This is a genomic window from Peribacillus sp. TH14 (assembly GCF_016651145.1).
Taxonomy (GTDB): domain Bacteria; phylum Bacillota; class Bacilli; order Bacillales; family DSM-1321; genus Peribacillus; species Peribacillus butanolivorans.
In genome coordinates this window covers 1794696-1806561 of the sequence record NZ_JAEKEK010000001.1, presented here as the reverse complement: position 1 = coordinate 1806561, position 11866 = coordinate 1794696, and the positions used below count along the sequence as shown (strand labels likewise).

Sequence of the window (11866 nt, the reverse complement as noted above, 5' to 3'; positions counted from 1 at the left end):
CAAATAAATTGGTATAGACATCTATATATTTTTTATGCTAGTATAATCCAAAGAAAAGTTATTATATTGACAAAATGAAAACGCTTTATACGTCTTGTCGTTCTGCTGAATCAAAAGAAGTTAGGAACAAGGGAGATGAGTTCGATGTTAAATTTTTTACAAAAGATTGGGAAAGCTTTGATGTTACCGATCGCTGTTTTGCCTGCAGCGGCTTTATTGCTTCGCCTAGGTCAACCGGATTTACTTGATATTGCATTTATAGCTGCCGCAGGAAAAGCGATTTTTGATAATCTTGCCATACTGTTCGCTTTAGGTATAGCGATAGGATTATCTAAAGACGGAAGCGGTGCAGCGGCATTAGCTGGTCTTGTTGGTTACTTTGTTTTAACGAATGGTACACAAGCAATTAATAAAGATATCGACATGGCTGTTTTAGGTGGGATTATATCAGGTATAGTTGCTGCCTTCCTATATAATAGATACGCTGAAATAAGACTCCCTGAATGGCTTGGATTCTTTTCAGGGAAACGATTTGTTCCGATTATTACATCGTTAGCGATGATAATACTGGCAGGAATATTTGGCTTTGTATGGCCGCCAATTCAAGATGTAATCAATAACGTTGGAGACTGGATTACAGGTGCAGGAGCTTTAGGTGCTGGTGTATTTGGCGTATTGAATCGCTTATTGCTTCCAGTAGGTTTGCATCACGTCTTGAATAGTATGGTATGGTTTGTTTTTGGTGAATACAATGGAGCAACTGGTGATATAAACCGTTTCTTCGCAGGTGATCCAACTGCTGGGCCATTTATGACAGGATTTTTCCCTATCATGATGTTCGGTTTACCAGCAGCAGCATTAGCGATGATTGCAGCTGCTAAGAAAGAGAAACGTAAATTAGTAACGGGGATGCTGGTTGGTTTAGCTTTCACTTCTTTCTTAACAGGAATCACTGAACCAATTGAATTTCTGTTTATGTTCATTGCTCCAGTATTATATGTAATACATGCAATTTTAACTGGGATCTCATTAGCTCTCGCTGTTCTATTGGATATCCATCATGGTTTTGGATTCTCGGCAGGAGCCATTGATTATTTCTTGAACTTTGGAATTGCTCAAAAGCCACTATGGTTAATACCGATTGGATTAGTTTACGCTGCAATTTACTTTGTGATTTTCTATTTTGTTATAAAAATTATGGATTTAAAAACACCTGGTCGTGAAGATGATGAGGAAGAAGCAGAAGAAGATACTGTTGTGAAAACAGGGGATAAATATGCCGATATGGGGTCACTTTTCATTCAAGACCTTGGCGGTAAAGAAAATATTAAAGTTATAGATAATTGTGCAACACGGTTACGTTTAGAGGTTGGCAATTCAGATAATGTGAATGAAGTAGCATTAAAAAGACATGGTGCACGTGGCGTGATGAAGTTAAATAAATCAAGTGTTCAGGTCATTGTTGGAACAAATGTAGAATTTGTTGCCAATGCGATGAAACAACTTGTAAAGAATGATGCTCATCCAAGCCAAGTTAAAACAAAACCATCAGCACAAGTAATGGCTGAAACAGTAGAAGAAAACCAAGCTTTAGATGTAAATGATTTTGTTCTTCCGTTAGAAGGTAATGTTTTGCCGTTAGACCAGGTTCCTGATCAAGTGTTTGCTATGAAAATGATGGGTGACGGCTTCGCTATTGAGCCGGTAAATGGGACACTCGTATCACCAATTGATGGGGAAGTGTTCAGTATCTTCCCAACAAAGCATGCATTGGGATTGAAAATAAATAATGGTCTTGAAATTCTGATCCATGTTGGTTTAGATACAGTTAAATTAAATGGAGAAGGCTTTACATCCCTTGTACAAGAAGGTCAAAAGATAACAAAAGGAACGCCTCTTTTGGAAGTTGACCTAGATTTCATACAAAGAAATGCTCCGTCTACTGTTACTCCTATCATATTCACTAACTTACCTGAAGGAACGGCAGTGAAATTACAGAAGACAGGGTTCCAGAAACAAAATACAGCAGACATCATTCGGTTGGAAAAACTTTAAATAACAGTAAAAAAGAAGGCGTCCAATAGGACGCCTTCTTTTAAATTAAACCAAAACCAGTTCATGAGGTGAAGCATCAACAATATTTTGAACTTCCGTCCCTTCAAGCGTTTCTTTTTTCAGTAGCTCTTCGACCAGCTCTTCATACTGCGGGCGATTTGAATCGAGCAATTTTTCCGTTTCCTGAATCGCTTTTGTGAACAGTTCCTGCATCTTTTGTTCTTTCTCGCCTTTATTAAATGTTAGGGTAAATCCATCTTGAAGCATTCCGGTATCGACCATTTGCTCAAGCAGATGTTTCGCCTGTTGTACGTCGCCGCCTACACCGATGCTGTGTTCCCCTAAATACATTCTTTCTGCAACGCCACCTGCTAAAATCATTTTGACTTGATCAAGTAATTCACTTGCTGTAGATAAATGAAGTTCTTTCGGAATCGGTGCTACATATCCAAGAGCTTCACCACGCGGTATGATGGTAGCTTTTCGAACAGAGCCCGGTTTGGTTAGGGCTGCAATCAAAGCATGTCCACTTTCATGGATGGCCACGCGGCGTTTAGTATCTACATCATTCAAGGTACGTGATGTGGCACCGAGAATTGTACGGTCAATGGCATAATCGAGATCTTGTTTGCGAATCATTTCCTGTTCATTTCTGAGAGCATGACGGGAAGCAGTATCAAATAAAGACCTTAAATCTGCTCCGGAGAAACCTGATGTGCTTTCAGCCAGTTCATCCAAGGAAGCAAGTACATCTGTTGCGAGTCGCTTTCCTTTAGTATGGATAGCAATGATCTCTTTTCTTCCCTGTGTATCTGGAAGTGGTACTTGAAAGGAGAAATCAATTCTACCAGGGCGAAGAAATGCCTCATCGAGCATATCTTTCCGGTTTGTTGCGGCAATAAATAAAATGCCTTCATTTGGATGACCTCCATCCAATTGGACAAGCAGTTCAGTCAGCGTTTTTTCGCCTTCTTCTCCGCCATGAGCTTTCCGTTTACCCGCTAATGCGTCTACTTCGTCAATGAAAATGACAGCTGGTGATTGCTTACGTGCATTTTGAAAAAGACTACGGACACGGGCTGCTCCAACACCGACAAACATTTCGTTGAAGGCCGAACCGCTTGTTGAGAAGAAGTTGGCACCCAATTCTTTTGCAATTGCCTGTGCAAGAAGCGTTTTCCCAGTTCCTGGTGGGCCGTATAATAAAATGCCTTGAGGAGGCTTAATTCCAATTTTAGCTGAACGTTCTGGTTCTTTTAGAGTAGTTAGGGTTTGCAGGATTTCTTGTTTGATTTCGGTTTGCAAACCGCCTACATCCTCCAAAGTTATCTCGGGCAAATCTCTAGGAGCAGAAATGCTTTGTTTCTTGCTGCCAATAAGTAATCCACCTTTTGACCTTTTCTGTATAATAACAATGGTTGTGACTAATGCTGCCATCAATCCACCTAAAATCCATAATGCTGACTTATTAGTTGATGAAAATGAATATTGAACATTATAAGTTTCGACTAGTTTATTGATCATTTGACTATTGGGGGGAATATTAGAAACATATTCTCCATCTGGTGTAGTGATGTGAAGGGTACCGTTTCGTTTCTCTTCTATTGAGACAAGGGCCCCATTTTGAGCTTTAATTGTCTTTTCAACAGAAGAAAAGGGAATAACCATTTCCTTTGATTGAGTTACAACATACCAACTAATTCCACCTATTATCACAATGAAAGCCGTTAAGAACGGCAGCAACTTCGAGACAAATTTAGAATTCGAGTTCAAATTTTCATCTCCTTTAAGGATATATATTCAGTATAGAATTTTTAAACGTGTATTATATAGGTCTTTAGTCCTTAAAATTTAGGTAAATAATGTAAAGGGACGAAATTCCAATAACTTAGGAATGAGTACTAGTCTATTTTCAACCTGCATATTAGACTTTTTAAAAATGAAATGCTAAAGTGAAATGGTCTAAGTCATGAAAAAATAAAAAGGTAGAAGAGTGTGAAGTTCTATGAGTAAATTTATAAAAGACTATTTGATTACAATGAAGGATATCGTCAGAGAAGGAGATCCAATTCTGCGTCAGGTAACGGATGAAGTTAGTCTGCCGATTTCAGATGAAGATCGTGAAACGCTGGAGTGCATGATGCAATATTTGAAAAATAGCCAAGACCCAAAACTTCAAAAGAAATACAATTTACGTGAAGGTGTTGGTTTGTCGGCAAATCAGATTGGCTTGAATAAACGCATGTTTGTTATGTATTTTCCGGATGAAAAAGGGAAGCTGATTGAATATGCCCTTGTGAACCCGAAAATAATCAGCCATTCAGCTACGATGATTTATTTACCGCAAAGTGAAGGCTGTCTTTCTGTTGACCGTGATATAAAAGGCTATGTACCTCGTTATGAACGGGTTAAAATTAAAGCATTGGATAGCAAAGGTGAGACAATCGAGATGCGGCTGAAGGGCTTTGCTGCTATCGTGTTTCAACATGAGCTAGATCATTTAAACGGGCTGATGTTTTATGACCGTATCAATATCGAGAACCCTTTCAAGCTTCCAGAAAATGTAGAAGTGAAAAGCTTGTAATACCAAAGAGGCAAAGCGCCAATGCTTTGCCTTTTTACATGTTTAAGATTGTCTTCCTGCCATATGCTTCTGTAAATCACTGAATATGGCCATACTCATTTGTTGGTATCCTTTGGAGGTGAGGTGGATGCCATCATCGCTAATTAAGTGGTTCAAGTCGCCAGCGGATTTAATGTAGGAACGCACATCAATCAGTGGCACCTTAAGTTCTTCAGCGAGGTTTTTCAATTGGCGGTTATACATTCCATGCCAATGTTCAATTCCGCCGACTTGGGACACAAAATGCCCGATTGAAGGCCCGAACCTTTCAGCGATAGATCGGTAATACCTAGCTGGATCTAATGGTGGGAGGGTCAAAAGAAAAGGTGTGACATGCTTGTCCTGAACCTGTTTAACAAGATGAGTAATATTTTCTAGGTACCGTTCGATGGGAACAATTGGCTCATGATCACCTTCTGGATTTTTGGCGACTTCATCCCAATGGAAGTTACAGTCGTTTCCACCAACCTCTATTAATACGATATCAGGATTTTCTGACATGACATCTTTATCGATCCGGCTAACTAGCAGGTCGGAGTTGTCATTGAAAACCCCTTTATTCAATACTTCAACGAATGGCAACGATTCTGTAAGCTTAGCTAAAGAGTTCGGATAATTGTCTTTAATAATGCGAAGCCGACCTTTAACATAAGAAATACCTCTGGTTAAACTATCCCCAAAACATACAATCTTCAAATTTCTCACCTCGGTATGTGACTGTGTTACTTATTATTTTAGTAGTAGAATAGTTTTTCAGCAAACTTTACTTTCTATTCATATAGAAGAGAGGTATTTTATTGAAATAGTACCCGCTTTCCCTTAATAAAAACTTAAAAAAGCGCTGAAAGCCCAGCGCTTTTTTAGTCATTGTAACGATTCCTCTTTTGGAGGCGTTTCTACTCTTGTTTTTCCCATAAAGAAAACTGTGATTGCAGCAAGACCGATTGGGATGAGGGCCAAAGTGAATATTAAGGAAATGGAATCAGACATTGCATGAACAATTTTATCTAGGATAAAGTCCGGAATCTGTGCACGTGCATCTGATTGGAAGAGCTGACGAGGGTCCTCCATTAGTACAGATGTGTCCGGTCCTCCCTGCATCCCTTTAAATGCGTCTGTCATTTTACTTGTGAATACATTATTCTGTATCGCTCCATAGATCGTAACACCGAGTGTCATCCCAAAAGAACGTAGGAATGAGTTTGTAGAGTTGGCCGATCCGCGAAATCTCGGTTCCAAATTATGAATCGAAGCAATAGGCAAAAGAGAGAACGAAAAGCCCATGCCGAAGCCAGTAAGAATCATGTAAAGTGTTAGTAAAGTTCTGCTGGTATCAGGGGTAATTGTCCCTAACAGAAGCATTCCTGCAAAATAGCAGACGACAGAAATTGTCATCAAGTTGCGGAAGCTGGTCTTTGTATTGAATATCCCACCAATTGCACTACCAACGACGGAACCAAGCATCATGGGAGTAAGAATTAACCCGGCATTTGTTGCAGATCCCCCGTAAACAGCTTGGACGAAAATTGGTATATAGACAGTTAAAATAATAAATGTACCGCCATATAGGATGGCTAAGATTTGAGAGGTTGCAAACAACCGTCTTTTAAATAACCATAATGAAATGATAGGATCTTTTGCTCTTTTTTCGAAAAAGAAAAAAGAAATGAAGAAAACTAAAAAGCTTGCAAACAGACCTATGATAGGAAATGAATCCCAACCATACTCTCCGCCCAGTTCGAGGGCAAACATTAAGCTAATAACGGCAATAACGAGTGTTGCTGCCCCACCCCAATCAATTTTTTGTTCTTGGGTATTGGCTGACTCTTTGTAATATCGCATGATGAAAAATAAAGAAATGATTCCGATTGGAACATTGACATAGAAAATCCAGTTCCAGCTAGAATACTCTGTAATATAAGCACCTAAAAGCGGGCCCAATACGCTTGAAGCTCCAAATACTGCTCCGAAAAGCCCAGTTAATTTTCCGCGTTTCTCAGGTGGGAAAATATCGAATATGATTGTAAAAGCAATTGGCATTAAAGCGCCGCCGCCAATCCCTTGGATTGCCCGAAAAATACTTAACTGGACTATGCTTTGAGCCATACCACATAATGCAGAGCCGATTAGAAAGACTACGAGGCCAAAAATAAAAAACCTCTTCCGTCCATACATGTCGGAAAGCTTACCGAAAATTGGCATGCTTGCCATTGTGGCGACCATATAAGCGGATGTCACCCAGACAAACTTATCGAAACCGCCTAAATCTGAAACGATCGTTCCCATGGCAGTCGCAACAATCGTATTATCCATTGCTGACATCAAGATACCTAATAATAAACCGGCAACAATGAATTTTTGGTTTTTTTGTTCTTTCATTTATTTTCCTCCTTAGTGCGTACTAATATTTCATAATTTTATTTACATAAATGAATGATAACCATTAAGATAAAATAAAATCATTTATCTTGATTTTCAAGATAAATTTAAGTGTAAGAGGGGTGGTATTTTATGTCAAGCGATAATATGGTGAATGCAGATATGTTAGAGAAGTTAACGCATAGTCTGAAAAAATATGGAATGAGATCGGTTTTATTTCAACAAAACATGGCCCAAAAAATAGGGGTTACCCATACGGACTTAAAGACTGCTGAGATATTGAATGAAACAGGACCGATAACCGCCGGTGAACTATCGAAAATTACGGGGTTGAGCACGGGCTCTGTAACGGCGCTAATCGATCGTCTTGAAAAATCTTGCTATGTAAAAAGGGAACGAGATCAATTGGATGGAAGGCGGGTAATGATTGTCCCAATGCCCGCAAGACAAGAACAGATCAAATCGCATTATCAATCACTCTCTACGGCTACCAAAAATCTATGTTCCACTTATAATGAGCAAGAGCTTACATTTATCCTTCAATTTGTGGAGGATATCTCAGAAATTATGGACAAGGAAAATGACAAGTTAATGAGTGAACGGGAAGGGTGGCTGAAATAAAGGCTACCCTTTTTACTTTTAGAGATATGAGGAGAGTGAAATAGGCGTTTTTTCCTTTTTAATGAGAAAGAAAAACGCTAGGGGTATAACAAATTCTTCCACAACATATGAAAAATGTCTCGTTTTCAACAAAATTTATATTGATAATGATTTTCATTGTCTGCTAATATGAATCTAGAATTCATTTAAAAGGGAGATTCATATATGAAGAAAACAAAGGCATCATTAGCAGTCTTACTATCTACTAGCCTACTATTTGGCTGCTCACAGGAAAAGGAAGAAGTAAAGCCGGCAGACAAGAATGCCAAAGAAACGAGTGCAAGTGCGAGTGCTTTAGATGATGTATCTAGCGAATATCGGGAATATGCGATTGGTGAAATAGAGGAGTTTGTAAAAGCGACTGAAGAGTTTACGACAGCTGTAACGTCTGGTGATATTGAAAAAGCGAAGGAAGTATACGCACCGGCCCGTATGCATTATGAGAGAGCTGAACCAATTGCAGAAGTATTTGGCGATCTTGATCCCAAAATTGATGCGCGTAAAGGGGACGTTAAAGATGAAGAGTGGGGCGGTTACCACCGGATTGAAATGGGTTTATGGGAAGAAAACACAACAAAAGGTTATGAAGAGTATGCAAATCAATTGATGAGTGATGTCAATTTGCTTCGTGCCAAAGTTGAAACTGTTGAGGTCACACCGGATTTATTAATCACAGGTGCGGTTGATTTATTAAATGAAGTTTCTACCAGTAAGGTAACTGGAGAAGAGGATCGATACTCTCATACAGATTTATATGACTTTGTTGCAAATGTAGAAGGTGCCGAAAAAATCTACGAACTTCTTACACCAGCTCTTAAAGAAAAAGACGAAAAGCTTGTAACGGAAATCCAACAACGTTTTGACGATGTATACAGCTTGCTTGAGAAGCATAAAGAAGGTGATGGCTATACCTCTTATACGGATTTAAAAGAATCTGAGGTTAAAGAGCTAAGCCAAGCCATTGATGCATTAGCTGAACCACTTTCGCAAATAGGGATTGTAACGGAGGAATCATAATTGAAAGAGAAAATGCCGAATGACGAAACCTCGCTTTTTACTAAAAAAGTAAGTCGTCGCAATATGTTGAAAACAGCAGGAGTTGGTGGGGTCGGAGTCGTGATAGGAGCCTCTGGATTTGGTGGGCTTTTGAATCTATCTGATTCGAAGGCAAATGGACAAACTAATGATATTGTTCCATTTTATGGGGCCAATCAAGCGGGCATTACTACTGAAGCTCAGGATAACCTTTATTTTGCAGCACTGGAAGTTACGACAGATAATAAATCCGACTTAATCCAGCTATTTAAGGACTGGACAGAAGCAGCGGCTCAGATGACAGAGGGAAAATTGGTAGGTGAAGCTTCTCTAAATGCTAGTATGCCTCCAAAAGATACTGGGGAAGCAAAAGAATTGTCACCCTCTAATTTGACGATTACTTTTGGAGTGGGTCCTACCCTATTTACGAAGAATGGTAAAGATCGGTTTGGTTTGAAATCGAAAAAGCCTGCTGAATTAAAGGATCTGCCCAAATTCCCTTTAGATGCGTTAGAAGATTCTTGGAGCGGTGGAGATATTTGTATTCAAGCATGTGCAGATGATCTTCAGGTTGCTTTTCATGCCGTTAGGAACTTAGTGAGAATCGGGAGAGGGAAAACGATTATTCATTGGGCCCAAACAGGTTTCCAACGTACTAAACAAGCCGATTCTCAAAAAACGACACCGCGTAACTTATTCGGGTTTAAGGACGGAACTGCCAATCCGGATACGAAGAAAAGTAGTGAAATGAATGATCATGTTTGGGTAAAGGCTGGGGATGGTCCAGACTGGCTTGTTGGCGGCAGTTATATGGTTGTACGCCGAATTCAGATGTACATTGAAGTATGGGACCGTACTATATTGAAAGAGCAGGAAAATACATTTGGCCGTCACCGTGACAGTGGAGCTCCATTAGGGATGAAGAATGAATTTGATAGTGTTGATTTAGAAGCTAAAGATAAAAATGGAAATCGGATTATTCCAGAAGATTCGCATATGAGTCTATCCAGGGGGGACGGAAAAGCAAAGATTCTGCGGCGTCCTTATTCATATGCGGATGGAATGGATCCCAAAACAGGAAGCTTGAACGCTGGCCTTCTGTTCATTTGTTATCAACGCAACCCAAGTAAACAATTTGTTCCTATACAGGAACGCCTTGCGAAAAATGATAAGCTGAATGAATATATCATTCACCGAGGTAGTGCTGTATTTGCTTGTTTGCCAGGTGTGAAAAAGGGTGGCTATATCGGAGAATCCCTTTTTAGGTAATTGAATTTTAAAAGATAGACGAGAAAATCGCCAGCATGGATGCGTATCCGGGTTGGCGATTTTAGTTCATAAATAAGGAGGGTACCAGTATGACTGTTTCTAAATGGAAAAGTGGGATATTGGTTTTAATAGTCAGTCTTTTATTTATTTCATCTGCAGTACGAGTTGTTTCGGCAGGTGAAAATCATGATCAGCTTTTTGTCTATATTGGCGATAGTTTAATGAAGACAAAATCCGGCGACCTTGACGCAGTTTCGGATAATATAGCTTTATTTGAAAAAGATTGGAAAATGATAAAAACGGACAGTGAAGTTGCGAAGAAAGTTGATAAGCAACTATTGGCTGTAAAAAGTGCTGTGAAGAACGAAGCAGACGCTGATGAAATTAAAAAGCAATTATCGGCTTTATCAAGTACTCTAATTACATATGATACAGAGGAAAACCCAGTAGATAAGACGGTCTATAAAGACCGGTTACAAGCGTTAATCCCATTAATAGATAAGTTGGATGCAACAATAGCTGAAGGTGACTTTGTTCAAGCTAAGAGTCAATATACAAACCTACGGAATCATTGGATTGACGCAGAGGTTGTTGTTCGGGAGGCAAGTGTTGCTTCATACGGTAAGATTGAAACGTATATGGCCTTTGTGCGGATAGCCATTACCCAGGACCCACCTGATTCGGAAAAAGCCAAAACGAATCTTTCTGAATTAAAAGGTTTACTGGAGGATTTTCTTGCTGGTAAGGTTAAAGAAGAAGACCAGAAGGTGACTTATTCACTTGGAGATGTTACACAACTCTTACAAGGAAGCATAACCGATATTGAAAAAAATGATGTCGATTCAGCAATTGATCAGTTGAATGAAATTTTAACAATTTGGCCTAATGTCGAAGGGGAAGTTTCAACAAGAGACAGCAAGTTGTACAGTGATATGGAAACAAAAGTTCCGACCGCAATCAGCTTGTTACAATCGAAAAAGATAAAAGCAGAGGAAGCGAAGGATATCGTTTCGGATTTAAACACCCGGTTGCTACCCTTGATTGATGATACGAGTTATACAACATGGGATGCTGCTTTGATTCTTTTACGGGAGGGGCTAGAAGCACTCTTGATTGTAGCGACATTATTGTCTTTTCTAAAGAAAATTGGACAAGCGGACAAACAAAAATGGATTTGGACAGGGGTAGGTGCTGGATTAGCCGCGAGTACCATCTTTGCGGTCATCATCAATATTGTTTTCTCTCAAATTACAGCTGCGTCAAGCCGTGAGTACATTGAGGGAATCACAGGGATAGTGGCAGTATTGATGATGTTGACAATTGGCCTTTGGCTCCATAGTAAATCGAATATCCATGCATGGAACCGTTATATTGGCAAGCGAATGGACCAAGCTATTGCTACAGGTAGTATCGTCTCGTTTGCTTTAATTAGCTTTTTATCCATTTTCCGTGAAGGTGCGGAGACAATTATCTTTTATGCAGGTATGGCGCCTTATATGGAATTGAAGCAGCTATTAAGCGGGATTGTAATTGCCTTCCTCATATTAGTAGTGATTGGTTTTATCATGCTACGTTACAGCGTGAAACTACCGATTACCCTATTCTTTAAAGCAGCAACGATACTCATCTATGTTTTGGCATTTAAGATTCTTGGGGTCTCTATTCATTCACTTCAAGTTTCACAAGTTCTGCAGACACATACGATTACTTCCTTCCCGTTTGTAGAATGGATAGGACTTTATCCGACAGTAGAAACGTTACTGCCGCAAGCTGTATTAATTCTGTTGATCTTACTGGCTACCTATTGGGTTAAAAAAAATAATTCTGTACATGCATCTGAATAAA

9 protein-coding genes are annotated in these 11866 nt (G+C 39.4%); 6 read left to right on the top strand and 3 right to left on the bottom strand.

The window, feature by feature from the left end:
• Positions 1-144 precede the first annotated feature (144 nt).
• The gene (gene nagE, locus JFU50_RS08680; RefSeq protein ID WP_201222416.1) at positions 145-2055 is read left to right on the top strand and encodes an N-acetylglucosamine-specific PTS transporter subunit IIBC; all 1911 of its coding nucleotides are present in this window, start codon (positions 145-147) and stop codon (positions 2053-2055) included.
• A 45-nt stretch (positions 2056-2100) separates the two neighbouring features.
• On the opposite strand, the gene JFU50_RS08675 is transcribed toward nagE, so the two are convergent.
• Positions 2101-3828, bottom strand: a complete 1728-nt coding sequence (locus JFU50_RS08675; RefSeq protein ID WP_201222415.1) for an AAA family ATPase — start codon at positions 3826-3828, stop codon at positions 2101-2103.
• A gap of 232 nt (positions 3829-4060) precedes the next feature.
• Between JFU50_RS08675 and def the strand changes: the two genes are divergently transcribed.
• Positions 4061-4639, top strand: a complete 579-nt coding sequence (def, locus tag JFU50_RS08670; RefSeq protein WP_201222414.1) for a peptide deformylase — start codon at positions 4061-4063, stop codon at positions 4637-4639.
• A 42-nt stretch (positions 4640-4681) separates the two neighbouring features.
• Here def and JFU50_RS08665 read toward each other — a convergent pair whose 3' ends face one another.
• Positions 4682-5374 (bottom strand): SGNH/GDSL hydrolase family protein, encoded by a 693-nt coding sequence (locus tag JFU50_RS08665; RefSeq protein WP_201188289.1) that lies wholly within the window; start codon positions 5372-5374, stop codon positions 4682-4684.
• A 168-nt stretch (positions 5375-5542) separates the two neighbouring features.
• The gene (locus JFU50_RS08660; protein ID WP_053348259.1) at positions 5543-7057 is read right to left on the bottom strand and encodes an MDR family MFS transporter; all 1515 of its coding nucleotides are present in this window, start codon (positions 7055-7057) and stop codon (positions 5543-5545) included.
• A 132-nt stretch (positions 7058-7189) separates the two neighbouring features.
• Between JFU50_RS08660 and JFU50_RS08655 the strand changes: the two genes are divergently transcribed.
• From JFU50_RS08655 to JFU50_RS08640, 4 genes are all read left to right on the top strand, one after another.
• The gene (locus JFU50_RS08655) at positions 7190-7678 is read left to right on the top strand and encodes a MarR family winged helix-turn-helix transcriptional regulator (RefSeq protein ID WP_201188291.1); all 489 of its coding nucleotides are present in this window, start codon (positions 7190-7192) and stop codon (positions 7676-7678) included.
• A gap of 204 nt (positions 7679-7882) precedes the next feature.
• On the top strand, positions 7883-8734 hold the full coding sequence (gene efeO / locus JFU50_RS08650; protein WP_201188293.1) for an iron uptake system protein EfeO: 852 nt from the start codon (positions 7883-7885) through the stop codon (positions 8732-8734).
• A complete protein-coding gene (gene efeB, locus JFU50_RS08645; RefSeq protein WP_397329060.1) occupies positions 8735-10021 on the top strand; it encodes an iron uptake transporter deferrochelatase/peroxidase subunit in 1287 nt (428 codons plus the stop codon).
• Between the two features lie 89 nt (positions 10022-10110).
• Positions 10111-11865 (top strand): FTR1 family protein, encoded by a 1755-nt coding sequence (locus tag JFU50_RS08640; RefSeq protein WP_201188295.1) that lies wholly within the window; start codon positions 10111-10113, stop codon positions 11863-11865.
• Position 11866: the final 1 nt, after the last annotated feature.

Excerpts from the sequence above, each read along its gene's own strand:
- JFU50_RS08655 (WP_201188291.1), top strand. The coding sequence starts at position 7,190 with ATGTCAAGCGATAATATGGTGAATGCAGATATGTTAGAGAAGTTAACG.
- efeO (WP_201188293.1), top strand. The coding sequence starts at position 7,883 with ATGAAGAAAACAAAGGCATCATTAGCAGTCTTACTATCTACTAGCCTA.
- JFU50_RS08660 (WP_053348259.1), bottom strand. The coding sequence starts at position 7,057 with ATGAAAGAACAAAAAAACCAAAAATTCATTGTTGCCGGTTTATTATTA.
- def (WP_201222414.1), top strand. The coding sequence starts at position 4,061 with ATGAGTAAATTTATAAAAGACTATTTGATTACAATGAAGGATATCGTC.
- JFU50_RS08640 (WP_201188295.1), top strand. The coding sequence starts at position 10,111 with ATGACTGTTTCTAAATGGAAAAGTGGGATATTGGTTTTAATAGTCAGT.
- nagE (WP_201222416.1), top strand. The coding sequence starts at position 145 with ATGTTAAATTTTTTACAAAAGATTGGGAAAGCTTTGATGTTACCGATC.